27 protein-coding genes are annotated in these 21,969 nt (G+C 56.0%); 10 read left to right on the top strand and 17 right to left on the bottom strand.

Going from position 1 to position 21,969, the window contains the following annotated elements; all coding sequences use genetic code 11:
* Window positions 1–76 precede the first annotated feature (76 nt).
* From C0U40_RS13555 to C0U40_RS13540, 4 genes are all read left to right on the top strand, one after another.
* On the top strand, window positions 77–1,012 hold the full coding sequence (locus C0U40_RS13555; RefSeq protein ID WP_101656330.1) for a flagellin: 936 nt from the start codon (window positions 77–79) through the stop codon (window positions 1,010–1,012).
* A 96-nt stretch (window positions 1,013–1,108) separates the two neighbouring features.
* Window positions 1,109–1,504 (top strand): flagellar biosynthesis regulator FlaF, encoded by a 396-nt coding sequence (locus tag C0U40_RS13550; protein WP_101656329.1) that lies wholly within the window; start codon window positions 1,109–1,111, stop codon window positions 1,502–1,504.
* The gene (locus C0U40_RS13545) at window positions 1,504–1,926 is read left to right on the top strand and encodes a flagellar biosynthesis repressor FlbT (RefSeq protein WP_101656328.1); all 423 of its coding nucleotides are present in this window, start codon (window positions 1,504–1,506) and stop codon (window positions 1,924–1,926) included. Before C0U40_RS13550 ends, C0U40_RS13545 begins: the two co-directional genes overlap by 1 nt.
* Complete coding sequence (locus C0U40_RS13540) at window positions 1,923–2,729, top strand: DUF1217 domain-containing protein (RefSeq protein ID WP_101656327.1); 807 nt, start codon at window positions 1,923–1,925, stop codon at window positions 2,727–2,729. Before C0U40_RS13545 ends, C0U40_RS13540 begins: the two co-directional genes overlap by 4 nt.
* A gap of 61 nt (window positions 2,730–2,790) precedes the next feature.
* Here C0U40_RS13540 and C0U40_RS13535 read toward each other — a convergent pair whose 3' ends face one another.
* The 5 genes from C0U40_RS13535 to fliF are packed head-to-tail and all read right to left on the bottom strand — an operon-like array spanning window position 2,791 to window position 7,369.
* Window positions 2,791–3,807 carry a flagellar motor switch protein FliG gene (locus C0U40_RS13535; RefSeq protein WP_101656326.1) on the bottom strand — a complete coding sequence of 339 codons (1,017 nt, stop codon included), beginning with the start codon at window positions 3,805–3,807 and terminating at the stop codon, window positions 2,791–2,793.
* Between the two features lie 37 nt (window positions 3,808–3,844).
* Window positions 3,845–4,708, bottom strand: a complete 864-nt coding sequence (gene fliP, locus C0U40_RS13530; RefSeq protein ID WP_180957704.1) for a flagellar type III secretion system pore protein FliP — start codon at window positions 4,706–4,708, stop codon at window positions 3,845–3,847.
* The gene (locus tag C0U40_RS13525) at window positions 4,708–5,049 is read right to left on the bottom strand and encodes a FliM/FliN family flagellar motor switch protein (RefSeq protein WP_101656325.1); all 342 of its coding nucleotides are present in this window, start codon (window positions 5,047–5,049) and stop codon (window positions 4,708–4,710) included. The genes fliP and C0U40_RS13525 overlap by 1 nt, the downstream gene beginning before the upstream one ends.
* On the bottom strand, window positions 5,046–5,690 hold the full coding sequence (locus C0U40_RS13520; RefSeq protein WP_101656324.1) for a hypothetical protein: 645 nt from the start codon (window positions 5,688–5,690) through the stop codon (window positions 5,046–5,048). The genes C0U40_RS13525 and C0U40_RS13520 overlap by 4 nt, the downstream gene beginning before the upstream one ends.
* An 8-nt stretch (window positions 5,691–5,698) precedes the next feature.
* Window positions 5,699–7,369: a flagellar basal-body MS-ring/collar protein FliF gene (gene fliF / locus C0U40_RS13515; RefSeq protein ID WP_286134991.1), complete on the bottom strand. Its 1,671-nt coding sequence runs from the start codon at window positions 7,367–7,369 to the stop codon at window positions 5,699–5,701.
* A 146-nt stretch (window positions 7,370–7,515) separates the two neighbouring features.
* On the opposite strand from fliF, the gene C0U40_RS13510 reads away from it, so the two are divergent.
* The 4 genes from C0U40_RS13510 to C0U40_RS13495 are packed head-to-tail and all read left to right on the top strand — an operon-like array spanning window position 7,516 to window position 9,893.
* Entirely contained in the window at window positions 7,516–7,992 is a 477-nt protein-coding gene (locus C0U40_RS13510; protein WP_101656322.1) for a flagellar basal body-associated FliL family protein, read from the top strand.
* Between the two features lie 13 nt (window positions 7,993–8,005).
* Entirely contained in the window at window positions 8,006–8,998 is a 993-nt protein-coding gene (locus tag C0U40_RS13505; protein WP_101656321.1) for a flagellar motor switch protein FliM, read from the top strand.
* Complete coding sequence (locus tag C0U40_RS13500; RefSeq protein ID WP_101656320.1) at window positions 8,995–9,282, top strand: hypothetical protein; 288 nt, start codon at window positions 8,995–8,997, stop codon at window positions 9,280–9,282. The genes C0U40_RS13505 and C0U40_RS13500 overlap by 4 nt, the downstream gene beginning before the upstream one ends.
* Complete coding sequence (locus tag C0U40_RS13495) at window positions 9,282–9,893, top strand: MotE family protein (RefSeq protein WP_101656319.1); 612 nt, start codon at window positions 9,282–9,284, stop codon at window positions 9,891–9,893. The genes C0U40_RS13500 and C0U40_RS13495 overlap by 1 nt, the downstream gene beginning before the upstream one ends.
* Window positions 9,894–9,897: 4 nt before the next feature.
* On the opposite strand, the gene C0U40_RS13490 is transcribed toward C0U40_RS13495, so the two are convergent.
* Genes C0U40_RS13490 through C0U40_RS13455 form a run of 8 tightly spaced genes read right to left on the bottom strand, consistent with a single transcriptional unit; the run spans window position 9,898 to window position 15,754 of the window.
* Window positions 9,898–11,028, bottom strand: coding sequence for an EscU/YscU/HrcU family type III secretion system export apparatus switch protein (locus tag C0U40_RS13490; RefSeq protein ID WP_101656318.1), 1,131 nt, complete (start codon window positions 11,026–11,028; stop codon window positions 9,898–9,900).
* 2 nt (window positions 11,029–11,030) lie between these two features.
* Window positions 11,031–11,792 carry a flagellar biosynthetic protein FliR gene (locus C0U40_RS13485; protein ID WP_101656317.1) on the bottom strand — a complete coding sequence of 254 codons (762 nt, stop codon included), beginning with the start codon at window positions 11,790–11,792 and terminating at the stop codon, window positions 11,031–11,033.
* Between the two features lie 2 nt (window positions 11,793–11,794).
* Window positions 11,795–13,894 (bottom strand): flagellar biosynthesis protein FlhA, encoded by a 2,100-nt coding sequence (flhA, locus tag C0U40_RS13480; protein WP_286134977.1) that lies wholly within the window; start codon window positions 13,892–13,894, stop codon window positions 11,795–11,797.
* A 53-nt stretch (window positions 13,895–13,947) separates the two neighbouring features.
* Window positions 13,948–14,397: a hypothetical protein gene (locus C0U40_RS13475; RefSeq protein ID WP_101656315.1), complete on the bottom strand. Its 450-nt coding sequence runs from the start codon at window positions 14,395–14,397 to the stop codon at window positions 13,948–13,950.
* 2 nt (window positions 14,398–14,399) lie between these two features.
* On the bottom strand, window positions 14,400–14,669 hold the full coding sequence (locus C0U40_RS13470) for a flagellar biosynthetic protein FliQ (RefSeq protein WP_101656314.1): 270 nt from the start codon (window positions 14,667–14,669) through the stop codon (window positions 14,400–14,402).
* A 1-nt stretch (window position 14,670) separates the two neighbouring features.
* Window positions 14,671–14,982: a flagellar hook-basal body complex protein FliE gene (locus C0U40_RS13465; protein ID WP_101656313.1), complete on the bottom strand. Its 312-nt coding sequence runs from the start codon at window positions 14,980–14,982 to the stop codon at window positions 14,671–14,673.
* A gap of 11 nt (window positions 14,983–14,993) precedes the next feature.
* The gene (flgC, locus tag C0U40_RS13460; RefSeq protein WP_101656312.1) at window positions 14,994–15,413 is read right to left on the bottom strand and encodes a flagellar basal body rod protein FlgC; all 420 of its coding nucleotides are present in this window, start codon (window positions 15,411–15,413) and stop codon (window positions 14,994–14,996) included.
* A gap of 2 nt (window positions 15,414–15,415) precedes the next feature.
* On the bottom strand, window positions 15,416–15,754 hold the full coding sequence (locus C0U40_RS13455) for a flagellar basal body rod protein FlgB (RefSeq protein WP_101656311.1): 339 nt from the start codon (window positions 15,752–15,754) through the stop codon (window positions 15,416–15,418).
* Window positions 15,755–15,795: 41 nt separating this feature from the next.
* On the opposite strand from C0U40_RS13455, the gene C0U40_RS13450 reads away from it, so the two are divergent.
* Entirely contained in the window at window positions 15,796–17,202 is a 1,407-nt protein-coding gene (locus C0U40_RS13450; protein WP_286134975.1) for a FliI/YscN family ATPase, read from the top strand.
* A gap of 3 nt (window positions 17,203–17,205) precedes the next feature.
* Here C0U40_RS13450 and C0U40_RS13445 read toward each other — a convergent pair whose 3' ends face one another.
* On the bottom strand, window positions 17,206–17,637 hold the full coding sequence (locus tag C0U40_RS13445) for a flagellar FliJ family protein (protein ID WP_101656310.1): 432 nt from the start codon (window positions 17,635–17,637) through the stop codon (window positions 17,206–17,208).
* Window positions 17,634–18,503, bottom strand: a complete 870-nt coding sequence (gene motA, locus C0U40_RS13440) for a flagellar motor stator protein MotA (protein ID WP_101656309.1) — start codon at window positions 18,501–18,503, stop codon at window positions 17,634–17,636. Before motA ends, C0U40_RS13445 begins: the two co-directional genes overlap by 4 nt.
* 144 nt (window positions 18,504–18,647) lie before the next feature.
* On the opposite strand from motA, the gene C0U40_RS13435 reads away from it, so the two are divergent.
* Complete coding sequence (locus C0U40_RS13435) at window positions 18,648–19,616, top strand: hypothetical protein (protein ID WP_145991939.1); 969 nt, start codon at window positions 18,648–18,650, stop codon at window positions 19,614–19,616.
* Between the two features lie 30 nt (window positions 19,617–19,646).
* Here C0U40_RS13435 and C0U40_RS13430 read toward each other — a convergent pair whose 3' ends face one another.
* The gene (locus C0U40_RS13430) at window positions 19,647–20,546 is read right to left on the bottom strand and encodes a flagellin (RefSeq protein ID WP_101656307.1); all 900 of its coding nucleotides are present in this window, start codon (window positions 20,544–20,546) and stop codon (window positions 19,647–19,649) included.
* Between the two features lie 16 nt (window positions 20,547–20,562).
* Entirely contained in the window at window positions 20,563–21,960 is a 1,398-nt protein-coding gene (gene flgK / locus C0U40_RS13425) for a flagellar hook-associated protein FlgK (RefSeq protein ID WP_101656306.1), read from the bottom strand.
* Window positions 21,961–21,969: the final 9 nt, after the last annotated feature.

Raw genomic sequence — 21,969 nt, 5'->3', positions numbered from 1 at the left:
CTTCTTCACATGGGAAAAATCCCTACCACCGGTAGAATGACCGGTGTCCAGAGCAAGAAAGCAAGGACTACTTAATATGACTTCGATCATCACAAACACTTCTGCAATGAACGCCCTTTCGGCCCTTCGCGAAGTGAACGACAACATGGCCACAACTCAGGACCGGATTTCTTCGGGTCTGAAAGTCGGATCTGCAAAAGACAACGCAGCTTATTTCCAGATCTCCGAGACCATGAAGGGCGACAGCTCTGCCTATGCGTCCATCAACGAAGGTCTGACCCTGACGAAAAACTCCGTTGCAACGGCCCGTCTGGGTTCTGAAACCATTCAGGATCTTGCCCAGCAGTTCCTTGACAAGGTTGCTTTTGCGCAAGGCGCAGCCGGTGGCCAGACAGAGATCGAGAACGATCTGAAGGAACTGGTCAAGCAAATGGAAACCACGCTGAGCCAGTCCACCTTTAACGGGGATGACCTGCTGAGCGCCGGAACCTACGCCAGCGTTACTGCTGCGGCTATTGACGCAACAGACGGTAGCGAGACAACAGCCGCAGCCAACGCAGGTACAGTCAGTACCGATCGCAGTGTTGTGACTGGTATCACCCGTGCGGGCGGTACTTATGCAACAACTGATATTGCTGTTGGCGCATATGACATGGCGTCATTGGTTGGCAGTTTTGCAGGTGTTGCGTCCGGTTTTGCAACAGCAGCAGAGACAGCTGCGACTGGCGAAGCATTCCTTGCGGGCGTTCTGGCCACCACTGAAGGCTATCTGACGAGCGTCACCGACATTGCGACAAAGCTGGGTCAATCCGAGAAATCTATCGAGAACCAGCAGGAATTCCTGAACAAGCTGACCGATAACATCGACAGCGGTGTGGGTTCCATGATCGATGCGGACATGGAAGAAGAAGCGGCCCGTCTGCAAGCACTGCAAACACAGCAGCAGCTGGCAACTCAGTCGCTTTCCATCGCGAACCAGGCACCGTCCAACGTTCTGAGCCTGTTCCAGTAATCTTTACCCGAGATTACTAAATCTGGCGCTCCGACCCTGAGAACAGGGTCGGAGACATCAAGCCTTTCTCATAACCCCACCAGAAGGTGATACCTCATGAGTCTTTCCGCCTATAAAAAAACCATCAAAGCCACAGAAACACCCCGTGCGATCGAGCGCCGGATTCTAAGCCAGATGAACCTGCGTCTGGGTGCCCACCAGTCCGAATATGACGCAACCGAAGCCGGTGGCGCACGACTGGGCATTCTTGCAGGCCCGCTTCGTGAAGCGCTGAATGATAACGTCCGGCTCTGGCTGGAGTTCAAAGCCGATCTCAGCAGACCCGGCAACACACTTCCCCCTGAATTGCGCGCCGGTCTTTTGTCGCTGGCGATCTTTGTAGAGCGTCAGACAAGTCTGGTTCTGAGCGGGCAGGGCACTGTTAAGGCACTTATGGATGTGAACGCGCCCCTGATCGCGGCACTTCAGACCCAAGGGTCGGAGGCGGCATAATGGGGCTGGTCCTGAAAGTGAAAGCCGGCGACAGGGTCGTTGTGAACGGTGCTGTGCTGCGAAATGCCAGCCGCAACCAGATGATTGTCGAAATCGAAAACCAGTCTGATGTGTTGCGGGCTGAAGAAATCCTCGCGGAATCCATGGCCAGCACACCGGTTCGCCGCTTGTGCCATCTGATCCAGATTGCAATGGTCAGTCGGGATGACAGGGCTACGCTGTTCCCGCGAATTTACGAAGCCATTGCAGAACTTGAAGCCGCATTGGCAAAGAGTCAGGGCCAGACATTGCGGGACACGCGTGCGCTGGTGGAAGCGAACAACCTTTATGCGGCCTACCGCCGGCTTCTTCCGGTTATTACCTATGAAGACGAACTGCTGGCGCTGGCTGCTGTTGCGCCGGTCAAGGAGATTGCGTCGTGATCTCTACCAGCGGCCTGTCCCCGTTTGTTGGCATCAGTCTGGTCCGTGAAAACCGCGAAGTCTTTGAAGCTGACGTGCAGCGCGATCCCACATCAGCGCGGGAAATCGATGCCTTCCGCGAACGGATTGCTTCGATTGGTACCATCGACGAACTGGTTGAGGACTATGAGGTTTTCAGCTTCGTGATGAAGTCTTTCGGACTGGAAGATGAAATCTATGCCAAGGCGATGATGAAAGAGATCATTACCTCTGACACAGAAGACAGTTCCTCTCTGGTCAATAAACTCTCTGATTCCAATTACACCAGCATCAACGAAGAACTCGGTTTTTCTACCGACGGGCTTGCCGGAGAAAATTTTCAGGACGCCGAGTGGATTGACAGCATGGTGGCGCGCTATACCACCCAACGCCTGATCGACACCCAGAGCGAAGTGAACGAAAGTGTCGGTGTGGCGCTGACCTTTGATCAGAAAATCCAGTCCATGACAAACTGGTATTCCATCCTCGCAGATGTGGAACTGACCAGTTTTTTCACCACAGCATTTGGTCTGCCGGATGCTTTTGACAGTGCGGATATCGATGCAAAGAAGGCCATGTTCGAAAGCCGCCTTTCCATCGAGGAACTGCAAGATCCCGAAGTGCGTGAAAAGCTGATCCGACAGTATTCGGCCTTTGCGGATGTGATAAACAGTCAGGAAACCCAAAGCGCCGCGGTCACACTTCTGAGCAACGGAACCGATTACACACAGATCACGATCGACATTGATATGGTTCAGGGATTTTCTGCGTCAAAGTACCTGTAACGCGCTGAACTGTAATGAATGACGAAGCGCCGGAGCCAGGGTCCGGCGTTTCTTTTTCGGATCAGTCCTCGATCATTTCGTCTTCTGTGCTTGGCAGCCGGATGACTTCCTGACTGACCAGATCATTGGTGATGTCGATAAGTGCGGCCTGCGCCTCTCGGGTTTCGCGTGCACGGACCGGTCCCATCTCTTTCATCTCTGTCTCCAGCATCTCGCGCATCCGCTGGGTGAGTGCGGACATGAAGGCCTCCCGTACATCGGCCTTCGCCCCCCGCAGGGCCAGCGCCAGCGTGTTGCCTTCCGCCAGTCGCATGATCCGCTGCAGTGCGCCACCATCCAGTTTGATCATATCGTCAAAGGTGAACATCTTCTTCTTGATCTCTTCCAGCTCTGCCGGAATTCGTTGTTCGAGATTGGCCGACAGCCCCTCAAAGGCGCCTGCGTCCATCTTGTTGAACATATCCGCAAGCCGCTGGTGGGGATCAAGGTTGGACTTTCGCGTGGCAGTGGACAGGAAGTCCGTCACGATAACAGATTCCAGATTTTCCAGCACACTGCGGGACAGGCTGCCCAGACCGATCATTCGGGTGGTGATTTCTGTCATCCGTTCGGCCCCGAACAGCGGCAAGACGCGGGCGGAAACCGCAGGTTTCATACGGGACATGATCGCTGCAATCGTCTGGTCATGTTCTCCGGACAGCCATGTGGCTATCGTTTGTTCGTTGACTGCCGCCAAAGCGTCCCAGACGTTCTGCCCGTGGGTGGGCGAGCGCAGATCGCCCAGAATATCGGTGACAGCATCATCCGTCATAAATCCGGACAGCATCCTTTCGGCAATCTGGACAGATCCTTCCACACCCGCCCCGCCGGAAACGGTTTCGGAAAAGTCACGGATGACGGTTTCGACCACGCTTGCAGGGATGGTTCCCAGCCGTGACATGGCCTGTATGACCGCCTGAATTTCGGAACGCGCCATTTTTTTCATCAGGGCCGAGCCCCGCTCCTCACCGATGCACAGGAACAGAACGGCGGCTTTTTCAGCGCCCGAGAGCGAGAATTCTTCTATGTCGAGTTGCATGGGCTAGGGGCTCCATATTGTCAGGGCGCGGCCGGTACTAACCGGCGGCATAGGATTGGATCAATGAACCGGCAAGGCGATACCAGCCGTCGATCGCAACGAAAAAGATCACTTTGAAGGGCAGGGAAATCAGGACGGGGGACAACATCATCATACCGGCCCCCATCAGGATTGCGGCTACAATCAGATCAATAGCGAGAAAGGGAACAAAGATCAGAAAACCGATGGTAAAAGCGCGACGCAATTCAGAGATCATGAAAGAGGGCACCAGCACGGACCACGCCAGTTCGGACCGATCTGCGGGCAGGGTGATCTCTCCGTTTTCGACCAGATCCTCCAGAGGCGTTGAAGGATCAACGGTGCCGTTTTGCACCGAGAAGCCCTGAAACAGCGACAGATCCTTGTCACGGGTGTTGCTGGCCATGAATTTATGGAACGGCGCTGCAATGCGCTCTACCGCTTGCTCTTCGGTGATTGATCCGGCGATCAGGGGGGAAAGGCCGTTGTCCCAACTGTCCTGAAATACAGGCTGCATGGTGAAAAAGGTCAGAAACATCGCCAGCGAGGTGATCACCATATTGGGCGGGGACTGATTCAGACCAAGGGCCATACGCAGGATCGACAGCACGATCACGAAGCGGGTGAAAGAGGTCATGACGATCAACAGACCCGGCGCAACAGACAGAACCGTCAGAAGGCCGAACATCTGTAACAGACGCCCTGACAGTTCGCCGCTTTCATCGGCGTTCGGGTCAAGCGCGTCGGCAAGATCTCCGATCAGGGAACCAACGCCGGTGTCCTGTGCAGCGACCACCGTCGCCCCCAGCGCGAGTGCCAAGCCGGCAATAAGAAGGGCGGCTGCAATCCGCAGTAAACTGTGGTTCAGCGCGCCCGATGGCATCAACGGCTCTCCGAAACGTGGTCTTTGACGATCTCGGTCAGGTTAATACCCAATCCGCCATCGCCGATTTTCACCAGATCCCCGCGCGCAACGAGCCGGTCGTTAATCATCACATCAAGGGGTTGGCCGATCCGCTTGTCCAGTTCCACAACCGACCCGCGGGTCAGGGATAAAAGCTGTGCCACAGGCATACGGGTCTGGCCCAATACAACCTGAACATCCAGAGACACGTTCAGCATTGCATTTACGCTCTGCCCGCCGTCTCCGTCCTTTCCGGACGAAAGTTTGTCGATCTCTTCGGCAGCGAGATCGTTCAGAATGCTGCGGGGTTCGTCTGTCATAATCGCTTTCCAGATGATTTCGGATCAGGTTTAGGGTTCTTCAAGAGAAGCAGGATGTCCCCGCACAGATTGTCAAAGTTGTATTCCGAGCGGCCGTTTTCCCAATTGGCTTCTACCGCTACAGGGCGCAGTTTGGGGTCTTCGACGACTTTCAGTTCGATTTTGGCATCCTTGGGGCGGGCAAATTCCTGCGCCAGAAACCCGTAACCGGAGGGCACGCGCACTTCGAGCCACTGGCTTCCCATTGCGCGGCGGGAAATGTCTACCAGCTCCGCAGCGACCCGATCCCGCCCCAGTATGGATACCAGATCAGGAAACAGTTTTTCGCAGAAGTCCCGCATGAACAGCGTCATTTCCTGTTCAAGAGCGGCACAATACGTGCTGTGTTCTGTAAACAGTTCTTCAAGTCTCGGGGCCAGAGCTTCGAGCATTTCGACCCGCTTGATTTCGGCACTTTGCAGCATTGCCGCTTCGCCTGCCTTATAGCCTTCCTCGCGGGCCTCGGCTCTGGCAGCCTCAACAGCTTCGGCAATTGCGGCATCCATTTCCTTGCGGGTAAAGTTTTCGTCTCGCGATACTGAAAGAACCGCTTCGACGCGGTCTTCCTCGTCCAGATCAGGCAGGCTCAGAATGCTTTTCATTTTAACGATCAGCCTTTCTGGTTGATCCAGCCACGGATCGTGCGCAGGGAGGTTTCAGGATCGGTTTCAATGAATTTGTTCAAGCCGTCGATATGGCGTCGCATCACACTGCCCGAAACAGAGGCAATGGATACGAATTCTTCGTCCTCTTCCACGGTTTCTGGTGGATTGTCAGGATCAGGAGTCGTCTCGTCGGGCTCTCCGGTTGTGGCGTCCCGCAGGGTAGGTTCTGCATTTTGCGCCGCCGCGCCGGTTTGGGCTTCTGCCGCGTCCCCTGCTTCAGCCATCATTTTGTTCACCGCCCGCATCAGGGGGCGAATGCCAAAGAACAGCAGCAGGCCCACAACGACAATTGCAGATACGGAACGCAGGATGGATCCGAAGTTCATCGCAATCACATCGGTCAGGCCGCCTCCGGCACTATCGCCTTGCGGGGTCGCGCCCACAGCAAACTGCATCGAATCGACCGTTACCTGATCGCCCCGTTCCTCGCTGATGCCTGCGGCTGAATGGGCAAGGGCCGTCAGGCGGGCGATATCTTCGGCACTGCGCGGAGTGTATTCGCCTTCATCGTTCCATATCCCGTTAACGACGACCGCCACAGTCAGACGCTTGATCGCACCGGGCTCGCGGATCATTTCCGAACGGGTGCTGCCGATTTCAAAGGAGGTTTCGTCACGGCTCGATGTGCTCGATTCCGACCGGCCGGCAGCCCCAGCACCGTTGTCGATTCCCGGCAGGTTGTTGGCCACATCTACCGTGCTGTTGGCGCCGTCGGATGTTTGGGACTGATCGGTGACCGAAACGACAGAGCGGGGCACCTGCTGGTCGGGGTCAAATGATTCCTGAACGACGACTTCCCGAGATGTATCCAGATCGGCAGTTACGCGGACGCGAACGTTTTCAGCACCCACATGGGCAGCAAGAATGCTTTCAACGTTCCGGCGGAGCCGCTCTTCAATCTCGGCGCGGGCGGAATTCAGGCCGGTGCCTTCGGAAATATCCTCTTCGCTGAGAATCGCCTGACCGGACCCGTTCAGAATCGTTACGTGATCCGGAGAGAGCCGTGGTACAGCAGCGGAGACCAGACTGCGCACGGCCAAAGCCTGACTGCGGTCCAGCGGAGTGCCGCGTCTGGCGTGGATCACAACAGAGGCCGAGGCCTCGGGCCGTTCCTGAGAAAAGGTTTCCCGTTCTGGAAGAACAAGGTGAACGCGGGCGCGTTCAACATTTCGAATGGTTTCGATAGAGCGGGCGAGTTCCCCTTCAAGGGCGCGCAAGCGGTTGATCTGCTGTAGAAAACTGTTCATCCCCAGACCGGAACTCTGGTCGAACAATTCCCATCCCGCGTTTCCCTCGGCGGGCAAACCAGCCTGCGCTAGGGCCATGCGGGCGCGGGCTATTTCGTTTTCGGGCAGGGACAACATGGTCCCGTCGGCAGAGATTCGAGGAGAGAACCCGGCTTTCTCAAGTTCGCTTACCATACGGGAAGAATCAGAGGCGCTGGCGTCCATCACCAGAGGCCGGAGATTGGGAGTCATCGCAACGCTCAACCCGATCAGAAGGGCGGCGGTCAGGCCGAGAGCTGTCGCTCCCATAAGAATAAGACGTTTACGCCCCAGCCCTTTCAGGTTCTCGATAAGATTGTTCAAAGTTTTACTGACTTTTTCGGAGCGGATACATTTGCGAATTTAGAAAAAATAATATTCTTTAAGCCCTACAGCTACAAGTTGTTTATTCGCATACGCACGGTCTTGGGGCGCTTTCCTTTGGGTGCCGAGTACGATACATTTGCGAAAAATCTAAACGTGCTGGGCCCTTTTTCATGACTGATTCACCACCGGACGTCGCCAAGAGCGGTAAGGGCATGAAACTGATTGCTGTTTTGCTTCTGGCGGGTTTTGTTGCCGGGGCTGTTGCGGGTGTTTTCGCCTATAAAACGCTTACCCCGACCCAAACCGAAAAGGTTGAGGTTGTCGAGAAGGTTAATATGGTGCAGGTGGATGTTGGCCGGATTACCCTTTCCCTTCAGGCCGGAAGTGGCGGCATCCAGCGGCATTTGCTGGTCAACCCGATTGTGCTGCTGGAAGAAACCGATTCCGAAGACGGATTGTCCGCGGACGAGATGAAAGCCCTTCTGCGGGACAGTTTCGTCGAATATCTGTCTCAACTGTCCGTGCGCGACGTGTCTGGCAGCGCGGGCATGAGCATCATGCGCAGCGAGTTGAAACGCCGCGCCGCCGCACGGCTTGAAGACCGCACGGTTTCACGTATCCTCTTTCAGGATTTCGTGATTCAATAACGAAAGAAAACGAATGCAAGCCAACACGACCGCATTACCAGAGACCGATTCCGAGATGACCCGCTCTATTCAGGAAGAGCTGATCTCTCAGGCGTCTGCCGGTATTGTCGAACTGCCGATGTTGGACATCATTTTCGCACGGATGGCTGTATCGCTCGTATCTGCGTTCAAATCCAAGGCTGCATTCCTGTGCGACATCCATTTTGACAAGGTGGAATACCGGAGCTGGGAAGACGTTGCAGGCGAACTCGATCCGTTTGGCATTTGCGCGAACGTAGAGGCAAAGCCATGGGACGGCAGTTTTGCAATCAGTCTCGACAGTGGAATGATCTTTTCTGCGCTGGAGTTGCAAATGGGCGGGACGCCGCGCCCTGATTCCGCCCCGAAACGTCCTGTGTCCGTGATAGAGCGCCACATCGCGCGCCAGCTTGTCGAAGTTGTTCTTACCGATTTCTCTGCGAATGTGTCCCGCCTGACCGAGGCGCGCTTTCTGCTGGATACAATGGAAACACCCCAGCAAATGGCGGCAATGCAAGGTGGTAAAACCCCTTGTGCCGTAGGGAAGATGTCTGTCGAGATCGGTCCGTGCAAGGGCAGTTTTTCGATCATAATTCCCATGGCAACCCTAGAGCCTGTGCAGGATAAATTCTCCAAAGTGTTTCTCGGGGACAAGCTGGGCGGGGATAAATCCTGGCGTGAGCATATCCTGAGCACGATCAACGGTTCCAGCGTCAAGGTTACCGCACGGGTGCACCAGTTGAGTATTCCACTGGTTGATATTCTTGAATGGAAACCGGGAACAGTCATTGATCTTGGTGTCTCCGAAGACAAGGAAATCAGCATAATCTGCTCGGGTATTCCGGTTTTTCAGGGGTATGCGGGTAAACACAAAGGCGGGCGCGTTGGTTTCCGGGTCGTGCGTGAGATCGAAGGGGGCGATCTGAACCCGACTGAGGCTGATACCCTTGGAATCCAGCAGCCGGATGCGGAGGGGCGTGAAGAATGAACGATCTGATCGTAAACGGCGTCCTGCTGGTCCTTTTGATTGCGCTTGGTATCTTTGTTATCCGGCTGAACCGCAAGATTGACAGGCTGCGCGCCGCACTTCTGGAGGTTGGACCAACCTTGGAAGCCTACGAAGCTGCGATTGCCAAGCACAAAGAAAGCCTAAGCAATTTCAGCGTCCAGCTTGACGAGACCACGCGCGCTGGCGGCAAGCAGCCCGAGGCTGCCGAAGAAGAGGATCTGTCGCGGATATTCTATAAAGCCTTTGGAAAAGAGGTGAAGTGATGGGCAAGAAGCTGACCGCAACTGTTATCATCATTGCGGGGCTCTCCAGCTTTAAGGGGGCCGCCATTTATGATGCCTTCCGTGCCAGCCCTGCTCAGGCAAAGGCGGCAGAGGAAGCGGAACCGGAAACGGTGGCCGAAAGCGAACCGGTTGAGCAGAGCGGAGCAGAGGCTGCCCCCGCAACGCCGGAAGAACTTCTGGTGGCGATCGCAATGGAGCGGGACAGGCTGGCGCAAAGGAAGCAGCAACTGGACGAGCGGGAAGCGACAATCGCGCTCGCGCAGAGCACACTTGATGCCAAAGCTGCCGAACTGACCGCGCTCAAAAACGAACTGGACCACCTGCTCAGCCGGTCGGTGCGGGAAAACACGGACGATGTGGCGCGTCTTGTGGATATCTATAAGGCCATGAAACCTGTTCAGGCTGCAACCATCATGAATGAAGCTGGAATCGAGGTGGCGGTGCTGGTGCTCTCTGCAATGGAGCCGCGCAATTCCGGCCCGATCATTGCCCTGATGCAGCCGACGCGGGCAAGGGCAATTTCAACGATCATTCTGGAACGCTCCCGCCTACCGGGCGATCAGAAACTGGTTAATATTACACTGGATTAAGGGGTTACTCGTCTTCCAGATGGCGCAGACTGGCACCGGCCGGTGGTTTGCGGCGGATTTTCTTTTTCAGATCCAGAACGAAAGACACAAGCTGCGCTACCTCTGCCCAATGGGCTTCGGGGATCGTCTGGTCAAAATCACAGGTGGCGTGAAGCGCGCGGGCCAGTTCGCGGCTTTCGAGAACGGGAACTTCGTGGGCGTAGGCCAGTTTGCGGATGTTCGCCGCCACAAGATCGGTGCCTTTCGCGACGCAAACAGGGGCAGTGTCCTTACCCCGTTCATAGCGCAGGGCGACGGCGTAATGGGTCGGGTTGGTGATCACCAGAGTGGCGGTGGGAACTGTTTTCTGCATACGGATGCGGGCCCTTTGACGCCGGATCATATCCCGTTTGGCCTTGATCAGGGGATCGCCTTCGGCGTCCTTGAGATCATCCCGCACCTCTTTAAGCGACATGCGCTGTTTCTGGGCGTGCCGGTATCGTTTCCACGCAATATCGGCCAGTGTGATCGGGATCATCAAAAGCACAATCCACGCGAGCATAAGCGACGACTGTTTGGTAAGCATCTCAGGCAGATACTCCGGCAGCATAAGCCCCCCGGGAACCATCGCGCTCACCACGCTTTGGGCGATGATTGCAACAAGGATTCCGACCAGCACAAGTTTGATAAAACTCTTGCCAAATTCCACCAGATTGTTGACGCCGAAGATCCTTTTTATACCAGAAAGGGGAGAAATCTTGTTCGGCTTCGGCGTGATTCTTTCCTTGGATACCACAAAGGGACCTTGCAACAGACCCGAAAGCATGGCGGCGGCAAGCATGATCCCAAGTACGCCCGCGCCGATAATTGTTGCCTGCCGGACCGGGGAAACGAGCGCCGTTCGCAGATCATGGATTGCAGTGAGGCCGGAGCCGATTTCCATGGAGGCGGCAAGGTCGAACAGCGATCCGAGCGCGACTGCCCCGACAGCAGCCTGCTGGGGCAAAAACAACCCGATTGCCGCGAGCAATGCCCCATAAATCAACAGGTGGCCGACCTCTTTGGAAATCGGCACATCGCCTTTTTCGCGGGCTTTGCGCAGCTTCTGTTCCGTGGCCTGTTCGGTCTTGGAGCCATCGTCTTCCGGTTCTGCCATCCCTAGCGGACCAGCGTTTCAAACCACAACGAAAGCTGTTCGTTCTGGTAAATCATGATGGCCGGAGCGGTGATGGCGAGCAGACCAAGCCCGGCAATGATCAATCCGGGACCGGCAACAAAAAACACCTGCATTGCCGGCATGACCCGATTGGCCAGCCCCATACCGAGGTTCAGCAGCAGGCTTAATGCGAAAAAGGAAGCACCCAATGTGGCGGCGATGTAGAACGCACCACCCCCAATCCGTGCGATCTGATCGGCCAGATCCCCGATTATGATCTGGCCGGGGGGCAGAATCGCATAAGAGCGCATAAGTCCTGTCAGGAAAACATGGTGGGTGTTGGTCAGAAAGATACAGGCGACCGCGCCAAAGGTCAGCAGGGTCGATATGGTCGATCCGCTCTCGGGGCTGCCCTGATAAGGTGCCAGAGAGTTGCTCAGGCCGGCTGCGAAACCGATAAGCGCGCCCAGAATGTGGAAAGCGGCCATAAACAAGCGGGCGCCGATCCCGATAAACACCCCGACCAGCACCTCAAGGGCCAGCAGCAGGACGAAAGCCGTGGTAACGTCAGGCGCTTCCAAAACCGGAAGGGCAGGCATCAGCGCAAGGGACAGCGCGATTCCGAGGCTGATCTTGAAACGCGGCGGAATCTGGGTTTCACCAAATCCCGGAAGCAGCAGGACTGCCGTACCGATACGGGCAAAGATAAGTGCGGTCATCAGCACCCAGCTCTCGGTCAGTTGTGCGATGAACCCGCCGCCCATACCTATTCGCCGATCTGCGCGACGGTTTTCAGTTTGGCCTTCCAGTGGATTTCCGAGAATGACAGAATGGGGGTCATTGGCGCGATCCGTTCCAGCATGGACCGTATAATCGGGCGGTATTCGGGGCTGACAACCAGAGCGGGCCATTCGTCCTTTGCCGCATAAGCCTGAAGCACACCGCGGGCGGCACGGCCAAATTCCTGCACTTTGGCGGGTGGCATTGTGCAGGTTGTATCGTCGCCCTGTACCTTTACTGTGCTGGCAAATTCCTGTTCCCAAGTCCCGCCAAGCGTAATCGTCTGGATAAACCCGTCCGCCCCTTCCTGTGATTTGCAAATCTGCGCAGACAGGGCCTTGCGGACCTGTTCGGCCACAAGTGTTGCATTTGTCGTGGCTGTAGAGGCCTCTGCGATGGATTCTGCGATCAGGGGCAGGTTGCGGATAGACACCCTTTCGGACAGCAGCTTGCGCAACACATTGCGGAACAGGATCACAGGCGTCGGGGTAGAGATGTCCTGAATGAGCTTGCGATAGGCCGGATCGAGACTGTTCATCAGTTCCCGTGCAACACCGTATGTCATCATTTCGGGCATGTTCTCTTTCAGCGTCTCGGTCAGATGAGTGACGATCACGCTTTCAGGGTCAACCACGGTAAAACCGGCGGCTTCCGCTTCGGGTGCAGAGGCGGTGTCGATCCAGACGGCGGGCAGGCCGAAGGTTGGCTCCTTGACCCGCTCGCCGGAGAGCATTGTGCCTTCACCCGCCGGATCAATCACCAAGCGGCTGCCCGGGCGCAGTTCCCCTTCGGCCACCTCAACCCCTTGAACCTTAACAACATATCCTTTGCTGTTGGAAATATCGCCGTCCTTGATCCGCACAGGCGGGAGCAGGAAACCGTACTCGCGCTGGAACATGTCCCGCAAGCTTTTGATCTTGCCGGGCAGGGCGGCTGTGTCGTTGTTCAGCATTACGATAAGGCTGCGCCCCATCTCCAGCGTTACAGTGTCGATACCGGCAGTGGCTTCGGGTTCGACAGCTTCTTTCGCGGCTTCGGTCTTTTCCACTTCCGCCGCAGTGGCCAGATCGGCCCTTTGGGTTTCGCGGGAATAAAGACCGAACGCCACCAGAACCGCAGCCACAACCGCAAACAGCAGGAATGGAAAGCCCGGCAACAGGCCCATAAGAAAGGTAAGCGCCGCCGCGACAAACATCGCTTTGGGATTGCCCGAAAGCTGGGTGGTCACAGCCTCGTTTGCGGCCCCGACCGTGGCGCCTTTGGTGACAATAATCCCTGCGGCAATCGAAACGATCAGGGCAGGGATCTGTGTAACAAGTCCGTCGCCAATCGTCAGGACCGTAAAATTGTGCAGCGCATCGGACACATTCATTCCGTGGCGGGTAATGCCGATGAGGATGCCGCCGACCACATTGATCAGGGTGATGATAATGCCTGCAACCGCATCGCCCCTCACAAATTTCGCAGCACCGTCCATCGCACCGAAAAAGCCGCTTTCGTCTTCAACTTCCTTGCGGCGCGCGCGCGCTTCCTGTTCGTTGATCATCCCCGCGCCAAGGTCGGCATCAATAGCCATCTGCTTGCCCGGCATCGCATCCAGAGAGAACCGCGCGGCAACTTCTGCAATGCGGGTAGAGCCTTTGGTGATAACGATAAAATTGATTGCCACAAGGATGCAGAACATTACGGTCCCGATGACATAGTCACCCCCGACCACAAAATCGGCGATACCCTGAATAACGTTGCCCGCCGCATCCGTGCCTGTCTGCCCTTCGGAAAGGATCAGTCGCGAAGAGGCCACGTTCAGCGACAGCCGCATCATGGTGACGATCAGCAAAAGCGTGGGGAAGCTGCTGAATTCCAGAGGTTTTCGCACCCAAAGCGCCACCATGAGAACCAGTACAGACACGGAAACAGAAAGCGCGAGCCCGATGTCGAGAAGCATGGCCGGAAGCGGCACAAAAAGGATCGCCAGAACGGTACAGATAGCAATCGCAAAGGTGACATCCCGATGCTGGGACATGATCCCCATACGGGCGGAGAAACTATCAAGGACAGTCGGCTTCTGCCGGTCTGCTTGTGCCATGGACGGGGCTCTCGACTTGTGGCCCGATTGGGCTGAGGGTTAGGACACCGGATTTACGGAAGCGGTGTGCCGGTTTGGAGGCTCGAAATGTTCTGGCGTTTCGCAGCCTGCGGTTCCTGAGCAGAGGGAAGTTTCAAAAGCCGGCGGATAAACCGTTTTACCTTGCGTTTTTCCCGAACCGGTTCGCGCAGGGGGTTCATGCGGGGACGCATGGAAACCACAGGTGCGGCAGTGCCCTTTTGCGGTTGCGCTGCCGCGGGTGCTTCTGCCGTTTCGGCTTCGGTCTCTCCAAGTTCGCTCAGGCTTGGCAGTTGGTCACCGTAAGGCCCGTCAAGCGATGGAACCTCGTTGAGCGTGGCTTGGACGGGCGGCGTAACGATCGAGTTTTGGTGAAAACCGCCAGTAGCCGGTGCGGCGCCTTTGAAAGCGAACAACCCTTGTGCGTGGCCGACCGCAGGAATGATCAGCGGAACAAGAAAAACAACGGCTAGAAATCTACGCATAATTACAAACCTCCGTTTATAATAAGGTCGAATGACTGGTCGCTGAGCTTGGTCAGCGCGGAATAGATGAGCGGCAGGGATATCGCCACAGCGACAAAAATCGCGGCCACCTTTGGCACAAACGTCAGGGTCATTTCCTGTACTGATGTAAGCGCCTGAAACAACGCGATCAGCAAGCCGACACCCATAGCAACCAGCAAGGTCGGACCCGCTGCAATCAGGATGGTCCAGATCGTGTCAATAATCACTTCATGGATGTCGGTCGCGCCCATATCAGACGGTCATCCTTAGGACTTCCTGATAGGCCCCTACAACTTTGTCCCGCACGGCAACGGCGGTTTCAATCGCAGTTTCCATCGCCATGGTTGCCTCGACAACCTCTTGTGTAGACAGTTTTCCGTGCAGTCCGGCTACAGCAGCACGGTCCCCCTCGCGTACGGCCTGAACCGTATCTTTCGCGGTGTTTTCAAGAACCTCGGCAAAGCTCGGGCCGGTTGGTTCGGTTTTCTGGGGGGTGGGTGTGGCAGTAAGTGTTTGGCCGATTTTATAGGCGCGCAGCGCACCTGTCGAAAAGGCAGTATCCATTTAAGGGCTTTCTATTTGTCGAGCATGTCCAGGGTCAGGCGGCGCATTTCCCGTCCCGTTGCGATCATGTTCAGGTTTGCTTCATAACTGCGGGCAGCCTCACGCATATTTGCCATTTCAATCAATGGCTCCACATTCGGACGCTCGATAAATCCCTCTTCGTTGGACAGCGGATGAGAGGGTTCGTATTGCATTTGGAGCGGCGAGTCGTCCTGGGTCACGTTTTTCACAGCGACCATATTCGCCCCTGTTTCACGGTCCAGAATTTCACCGAAAGTAACGACTTTGCGTCTATAAGTATCCCCGCCTGGGGCGCCGACAGTATCTGCATTCGCGATGTTTTCGGAAATCACCCGCAGGCGCTCGGACTGGGCCTTCAGGGCCGAACCGGCGGTGCGCCCGATGGCGCTCAGACTATCAAGATCAGACATGGTTATTTCCCGTTCACCATAGAGATCATCGCGTAGGCCTTGCCATAAAGTTTGGAGGCCAGACGGTACTGGCTGGACGTGGACGCCGCGAGCAGCGACTGCTCTTCCAGAACGACGGTGTTATTGTCCATAGACGAGCCCCAAACATTTTCAGCTTGCCGCACCGCGACAGTACGATCGTTTTGCTGGGACAGATAGCTTTCGAAACTTTCCACATCCCGCGCCTTGTAATTCGGCGTATCGGAGTTGGCGATGTTCTCGGCGATGACCTTCTGCCGCTCGGCCAGCCAGTTCATTCTCTGACTGGCGGTTTGCAACCATGAAGTGGATTCATCGCTCATGTTTTGTCCTTGCGAAAAAATCAATCGTAGGTGTTTATACAATGGATATACCTATGATTGAAAGCCTGCTTATGGAGCGCCCAACAACTTTTTCGCAATTGCGGAGCGAGATGCGTAAAATTCCGTCATCGCTGGTGTCGGGAAAGGTTATTAGCGTTGGCGGTTTGGGTCTGACGGCCTCCGGACTCGGGGAAAGTGCCAAAATTGGGGACCGGGCGCTGGTCGCGGGGCGAATCCCCTCCGAGGTGGTCGCAACCGATTCCGAAGGGATTCGCCTGCTTCCGTTTGGCACATGGGACGGGATCGGGCGGGGCGACCGCGTAGAGCTGATGACGGGTGCCGGAGACATCTTTCCGGGGCAGGACTGGATCGGCCGCGTCGTTGACGCTTTTGGCGAACCGCTGGACGGGCTTGAACTGCCGGACGGGCCTTGCGGCTACCCGTTGCGCAACACTCCGCCCGATGCGTTTGACCGGCGGGTAATGGGCGGAAAGCTGGAAACCGGTATCCGCGCAATCGACGTGTTCACACCGATTTGCAGGGGGCAACGGCTGGGGATTTTTGCCGGTTCCGGTGTCGGTAAATCGACGCTGATGGCCATGTTGGCCCGTCAGGCGAATGCGGATGTCATCGTGATCGGGCTGGTCGGGGAACGGGGACGGGAAGTTCAGGATTTTCTGACGCGGGATCTCGGGCCGGAAGGCATGGCCCGTTCTGCGGTGGTTGTGGCAACGTCGGACCAGCCTCCGCTGATGCGGCGGCAGGCTGCCTTTGCGGCCACGTCGATTGCAGAATTCTATCGCGATCAGGGCAAACAGGTTCTGTTGATGCTGGATAGTGTGACGCGGTTTGCAACCGCGCAGCGGGAAATCGGACTCGCCGCCGGTGAACCCCCTGCCACCCGTGGCTATACGCCTACAGTGTTTACCGAATTGCCCCGTTTGTTAGAACGGTCCGGTCCGGGATCGGCGCGCAAGGAAGGCGGAGATATTACGGCCCTTTACACGGTATTGGTGGACGGCGACGATATGAACGAACCGGTCGCTGATACGGTCAGGGGTATTCTGGACGGGCATATCGTTCTGGACCGGAAGATTGCAGAGTCCGGGCGCTATCCTGCTATAAACATTGCAAAATCCGTGTCTCGGTCCCTGCCGGATTGCCACATTGCCATCGAACTTGCCATTATGTCCGCCGCGCGCCGTGCCCTTGCCCGACACGCGGATATAGAGGATCTGGCCCGCATCGGCGCCTATCGCACCGGAACAGATCCGGATACGGACGCCGCGATCCGTTTTGCCAAACTTGCAGACGGTTTTCTGGGGCAGGGCGTGCGTGCGCCCCAAAGCAGCGAAGAAGCTTTTGCAACCCTTTACGGCCTGCTGGAAGAGGCGGGGGTTAAGGTCGATATGCCAGAGCTTCCGACCCAATACGATAACGTTGTCTGAGGATCAGCGCGCCGGATTGTTGTCTGTAATTCTGCGAAGAAGGATCAACTCGTCCGCTTCTGTCTGGGCAGACTGCCGGATCGCACGGCGGATGTTGTCCTTGACGTCCTCGCGCAGTTTTTCCGAGGACCGCACCTCGCGGTAGGCTTCCATCACTTTATCGCGCTGGGTTTCGATCCGCCGTTCCACATCGTCAATAAGGCGGGACAGACGCTGGTTCTCTTTCCGCACGATATTCAGAAAACGCCCGCGATACGGCATGGCTTCAACCATCGTAACAGAGGCGCCTTCCTTGCGGCTTTGATCCAGCCGGTTCCGCTCTGACACCAGTCGGTCAGCTTCACCCTGCAACGCGGCAAGAGTGCTCGCCTGGGTTTCCATTTCCTGCGTGTGCAGCCTTGCCAGCAGCGCGTAGGTTTTTTCCCGCTCCTTCATGCCGCCCGCGCCAGATTGCGTTGGGATTCATCCACATTGTTAAAGCTGGGGCGCAGCCGTTCAGGGATGTTGCCCCGTCCGATTTCGACGCAGACATTCGGGGGGTGGCCCTGTGTCATCGCAACAACAGTATCGCGGATAACTTTGGCGAAACTGTAGTCCGCTTCTTCGATCGAAGCGATCCGGTCGGCCACAGGTTGTACCACACAATAGGCCAGAAACACCCCGAGGAACGTTCCCACCAGTGCGCCGCCGATCATCATGCCCAGCACCTCCGGCGGTTTGTCCACAGAGGACATTGTCTTGATAACCCCGAGAACAGCCGCAACAATCCCGATGGCCGGCAGGCCGTCCGCCATTTTTGCAATGGCATGCCCGCCGATCAAACGTTCCTCAAGTGTTGTTTCGATCCGCTTTTCAATGACGTCTTCCATCTGGTGCGGGTTGTCAAAGTTGAGCGAGATCATCCGCAGGCTGTCGCAGATCAGCATCACAGAGGAGGTGTCTTTCAAAATACGCGGGTATCTGGTGAAAATGTCAGATTCTTGCGGATTTTCAATGTGTTGCTCCATTTCAACCGGAGAAGCGTTCCGTTGCAGACGTGCCAGTTCGAACAACAGCATCAGCAATTCGTTGTAATCTGCGGCCTTCCAGCGTGGCCCGGCAAAGGCCCGCTTCAACCCCCCGAACGTCAGCTTCAGGCTTTGCAGATCGCTCGAAACAATAAGGGCCCCGATAGAGGCCCCGGCGATCATCATTCCCTCAAAAGGCAGCGCGTGAAGGATCACATCGAAATTGCCACCCGACAGGCTGAAGCCTCCGAAAACGAGCAGCAATATGACGAGCAGCCCAATTGGGATTAACATGGTTTACGTCTCCGAAGTATGTCTTGGCACAAGCATAGGTTATTTCTTTTTTTCGCAAAAGATGCAGCTTGCGAGAATGCGAATTTTATTATAATTTTTCAGACATTCTCGAACCAGAATTGGACCTGTAAGGTGAGCGTTAACGTGAAGACCCCCTTCATTCGATTGTTCGAGAATTCCGAGATTGTCCAAAACTTTGAATGGCCCGAAGAAGTCGCTCTGGCTGTGGTGGTCAGGGACGGGCGTATCGTACAGATGCAGCCTTATCACGACGGAGAAAATCCGGCCGGTGTCGTCGCCCGATTGCAAGCTCTGGAACAGGTTCGGGTGCCACAAACTCTTGCGGTCTATCCACGGTTGGAAGGCTACCCCGAAATCGACATGGGGTTTTCCGAAGATATTGTGCTTCTATCCGGAATAGAAACAGCCCTGAACCTGCCGGATTCAGAACTGCGCGAAGAAATCGAAAACTTCGTGGTGAATTTCGAATTTGCGCGGGACATGGGGATTGCAATGCCGCAGGCGGCAACACCTGCTGACGTTGCCCCTGTGAAAGATGCCCCCGAGGCGGAGCATCCGGCCCCGACCAAATCCACCCAGAATGCACAAAACACACCTGCCGTGCCGCAGGGGTTTGTGCCTTTGGAGAGTGTCGCACCGGTGCCGTCATATCTGGAGGGACTCCGCTACAGCCAGTCCGCAAACGGTGAAGCGGTTTTAACCCTAGCGGCCAGCGGTCCGACAGTCTCGCTGACCGAAGGGGATATTCTGCTGCGGGAAGACCGGACAGGTTTTGCCATTTCTGCCTCGGCGTGCATTGCGAACAACCGGCCGGTAGCAGAGATCCGGCTCCCTTCTGCCTTTATGCCGGCAAGCCTTGTCCCGACGGGTGCAACTGTACATCCGGTTGTCTCTGAATCCGGCGGGCTGGTGTATTTCACTTTTACCGGCGGGCCGGTGGTTTCGAAATCCCACAAGATCCTAGCCGGACTGTTCGCAGCTTACTTTTTCGCAACAGTGGTGTTCTTCGGGTTCTGGACAACCGGCAGCTTTATCAATCCGGATAATCCGGAAGGAACTGTAGACGCATTGCGTAACGAGCTGTTCAAGTAACCGGCTGAAGCCACCCCGAAACGAGCCATCCTAGAGATAGTTCAGCAGGCTCATGCCGTTCAGTCGTGATGTGATCTGATAGCTGACTTCCAGTTGCTGGATAAGCTGGTTCAACCGCAGCGCTGTTTCCTCGGGATCGGCGGTTTCCACACCCGCGATAGCATTGTTGTAGATGTTGAGCCTTGTGCTTTGATCGTCGATCTTTGCGCTCAGGATGCTCTGGTTGTTACCGATCGCTGCCTCGATCGAGGTCAGTCCGCTCAGGCCTTCGTTCATCAAAGAGGTCACATTGTCTCTCATCAGTTCGAAATCGCCGTCCGACAGACTGTTCAGATCAGTCGACAGCACAAGGTTCAACGCATCAAACACCGCAGTCAGCGCCGGATCATCCGCACGGATTCCATAGTTCAGGGTCGTGGTATCATCAATCGGTGCAGAGGCAGTTCCGGTTGTATCGCCTGAATAGGTTACAGCGGTTCCGGTTCCGTCGATTTCCAGAGGTTTCTGATCTGTCGCCAGCCCCGAAAACAGGAATTCGCCGTTATAGGTGGTGTTCAGGGCTGAAACGATAGTTTCCAGCGTATGCGCTGCTTGCTGCTGGTATTCGTCGCGGTTCATAGAGGTGATTGCGCCGCTAACAGAAAGATCCTGAAAACTGCTTGCTTCGGCTTTCAGGCCGGAAATCGCTGTGTAGATCACATCCAGCTTGCCTTCCAACAATTCGTTGGAGGTTTTGTAAGACGAAGTTGCCGCCAGATGGGACCGCATCAACAGGCTTTGCGTCGCCGCACCGGGGTTTTCGGCAAAGACATCTGCCTTGACGCCGGTTGCGGTTTCTTTTGTCAGCGTGGCCAGTTCTTCGTTCTGGCGGGCAATGACGGTCCGCATGTTCAGGGATTGCTGGCTGGTGCTAACTGTACTGATGGTCATATCGGTTTCCTTCCCGTCAGAACGACTGGATAAGTGTGTCGAGCATTTGGTTGATCGAGGTCAAAACGCGTGCATTGGCGGCGTAACTCTGTTCGATCACAAGCAGCTTTTGCAGTTCGTCATCAATATTTACCCCTTCGAAATTGCTGCGTGATGCAGCGATTGTCTCGCCGGCGGATTGGGTGGTCAGGGTCGCTGCCTCGGCTGTGGCGCGCAGGCTTTGCTGTTGAGAGACCAGAGCCGGTGCCAGTTCAGCGAGAGTCAGGCTGTCCCCAAGTCCCGCCAGATCCACGGTCAGGCTTTCATTGAATCCGTCAAGCATCGCAGTGATATAGCTGCTATCCCCGAGGGGTGTTGCCGGATCACCGCCACTTTGCAGCAGGGATGGAGAGCCACCGGCGGTACTGTCGACCTCTCCGTTCACTTCGATCCTTCCCGCCAGCCCTTCGACAGACGCGGGATCATACACGTTGCCTGCGTCGGTAAACAGTCCGGTGCCACCGGAGCCAAACGGGTTGGCATCCTGCATGGTTGAAATCAGACCAGCGGCCAGCGCATCCAGCTGGGCCGACAGCTGCGGAAGCTGTTCATCGCGTAGTTCAAACAACCCGCTAAGGCTGCCCTGCATCACACCGCGGCCTTCGCCGTTCGGGGTAATATCTATACTACCCGCAGAGAGCGTGCCTGCCACGGGATCGTAACTGATTGATTTCGCTGTATTGCCGATGACCAGTTCGGTTCCGGCGCCGGTATACAGATTGATGGTGCCATCGTTAGAAGTCACCGTCTGGATGTCCATGAAGCTGCTCATTTCATCCAGCTTCTGGTCCATTTCGTCCAGATATCCCGCCTGTGTCACCGATCCATCTTCAGAGCGCAGGATTTTCTGGTTCAGCGCTGCGATTTCCTCCAGAACTTCGTTTGCGGAGGAAACATCGTAGCGGATGTTACGCTCGACCTCTGAATTGATGTCGCTAACCGTTCCGGACAAATCGTTCAACTGCGATGCCATGGCTTTGGCGGCGGTCACAACCTGTATTTGGGTGGATTCTTCTGAAGGCAGGGTCGAAAGCAGAACCAGCGAGTTTTGCAGTTCGGACAGTTTGGCCGCAGGCGAAATTTCGTCATCGGGCTGACCGAGAAAACTCGTGTAGGCGCTCAGCCCGTCGGACACTGTGGACTGCTGCGCCAGTTTGGACATGTTTTCACGGTCCAGCCGTTGAAGCAGCGTATCTACACTGCGTTCAACAGAAGTGACGGAAACCCCGCCTGTCGCGTCGGTGGAAAGGTTGGCCCATTTTCTGGTGACGCCTTCGGTTCCGGAATTCGCCATGTTCCGGGAGACGAGATCGGTTTGTTGCGCGGCGACGGTCAAACCGGACCGCGCAATACTCAGAGCAGAAGACAGGCTCATTTCAGCTTA

Source organism: Neptunicoccus cionae, from assembly GCF_002860325.1.
In the GTDB taxonomy this organism is placed as follows: Bacteria; Pseudomonadota; Alphaproteobacteria; order Rhodobacterales; family Rhodobacteraceae; genus Amylibacter; species Amylibacter lutimaris.
The sequence above is the reverse complement of the archived record's forward strand: the minus strand, read 5'-3'. Positions and strand labels throughout refer to the sequence as shown.

What these genes read in the sequence shown, in the direction of transcription:
- flgC (WP_101656312.1), bottom strand. Translation starts at nt 15,413, where the DNA reads ATGTCTGATCTTGATAGTCTGAGCGCCATCGGGCGCACCGCCGGTTCG.
- C0U40_RS13485 (WP_101656317.1), bottom strand. Translation starts at nt 11,792, where the DNA reads ATGGGCGGCGGGTTCATCGCACAACTGACCGAGAGCTGGGTGCTGATG.
- C0U40_RS13510 (WP_101656322.1), top strand. Translation starts at nt 7,516, where the DNA reads ATGACTGATTCACCACCGGACGTCGCCAAGAGCGGTAAGGGCATGAAA.
- flhA (WP_286134977.1), bottom strand. Translation starts at nt 13,894, where the DNA reads ATGGCACAAGCAGACCGGCAGAAGCCGACTGTCCTTGATAGTTTCTCC.
- C0U40_RS13455 (WP_101656311.1), bottom strand. Translation starts at nt 15,754, where the DNA reads ATGAGCGATGAATCCACTTCATGGTTGCAAACCGCCAGTCAGAGAATG.
- C0U40_RS13525 (WP_101656325.1), bottom strand. Translation starts at nt 5,049, where the DNA reads ATGACAGACGAACCCCGCAGCATTCTGAACGATCTCGCTGCCGAAGAG.
- fliP (WP_180957704.1), bottom strand. Translation starts at nt 4,708, where the DNA reads ATGCCATCGGGCGCGCTGAACCACAGTTTACTGCGGATTGCAGCCGCC.
- C0U40_RS13500 (WP_101656320.1), top strand. Translation starts at nt 8,995, where the DNA reads ATGAACGATCTGATCGTAAACGGCGTCCTGCTGGTCCTTTTGATTGCG.
- C0U40_RS13465 (WP_101656313.1), bottom strand. Translation starts at nt 14,982, where the DNA reads ATGGATACTGCCTTTTCGACAGGTGCGCTGCGCGCCTATAAAATCGGC.
- C0U40_RS13490 (WP_101656318.1), bottom strand. Translation starts at nt 11,028, where the DNA reads ATGGCAGAACCGGAAGACGATGGCTCCAAGACCGAACAGGCCACGGAA.
- C0U40_RS13475 (WP_101656315.1), bottom strand. Translation starts at nt 14,397, where the DNA reads ATGCGTAGATTTCTAGCCGTTGTTTTTCTTGTTCCGCTGATCATTCCT.
- C0U40_RS13495 (WP_101656319.1), top strand. Translation starts at nt 9,282, where the DNA reads ATGGGCAAGAAGCTGACCGCAACTGTTATCATCATTGCGGGGCTCTCC.
- C0U40_RS13535 (WP_101656326.1), bottom strand. Translation starts at nt 3,807, where the DNA reads ATGCAACTCGACATAGAAGAATTCTCGCTCTCGGGCGCTGAAAAAGCC.
- flgK (WP_101656306.1), bottom strand. Translation starts at nt 21,960, where the DNA reads ATGAGCCTGTCTTCTGCTCTGAGTATTGCGCGGTCCGGTTTGACCGTC.
- C0U40_RS13505 (WP_101656321.1), top strand. Translation starts at nt 8,006, where the DNA reads ATGCAAGCCAACACGACCGCATTACCAGAGACCGATTCCGAGATGACC.
- C0U40_RS13545 (WP_101656328.1), top strand. Translation starts at nt 1,504, where the DNA reads ATGGGGCTGGTCCTGAAAGTGAAAGCCGGCGACAGGGTCGTTGTGAAC.
- C0U40_RS13430 (WP_101656307.1), bottom strand. Translation starts at nt 20,546, where the DNA reads ATGACCATCAGTACAGTTAGCACCAGCCAGCAATCCCTGAACATGCGG.
- motA (WP_101656309.1), bottom strand. Translation starts at nt 18,503, where the DNA reads ATGTTAATCCCAATTGGGCTGCTCGTCATATTGCTGCTCGTTTTCGGA.
- C0U40_RS13550 (WP_101656329.1), top strand. Translation starts at nt 1,109, where the DNA reads ATGAGTCTTTCCGCCTATAAAAAAACCATCAAAGCCACAGAAACACCC.
- C0U40_RS13450 (WP_286134975.1), top strand. Translation starts at nt 15,796, where the DNA reads ATGGATATACCTATGATTGAAAGCCTGCTTATGGAGCGCCCAACAACT.
- C0U40_RS13445 (WP_101656310.1), bottom strand. Translation starts at nt 17,637, where the DNA reads ATGAAGGAGCGGGAAAAAACCTACGCGCTGCTGGCAAGGCTGCACACG.
- C0U40_RS13470 (WP_101656314.1), bottom strand. Translation starts at nt 14,669, where the DNA reads ATGGGCGCGACCGACATCCATGAAGTGATTATTGACACGATCTGGACC.
- C0U40_RS13520 (WP_101656324.1), bottom strand. Translation starts at nt 5,690, where the DNA reads ATGAAAAGCATTCTGAGCCTGCCTGATCTGGACGAGGAAGACCGCGTC.
- C0U40_RS13555 (WP_101656330.1), top strand. Translation starts at nt 77, where the DNA reads ATGACTTCGATCATCACAAACACTTCTGCAATGAACGCCCTTTCGGCC.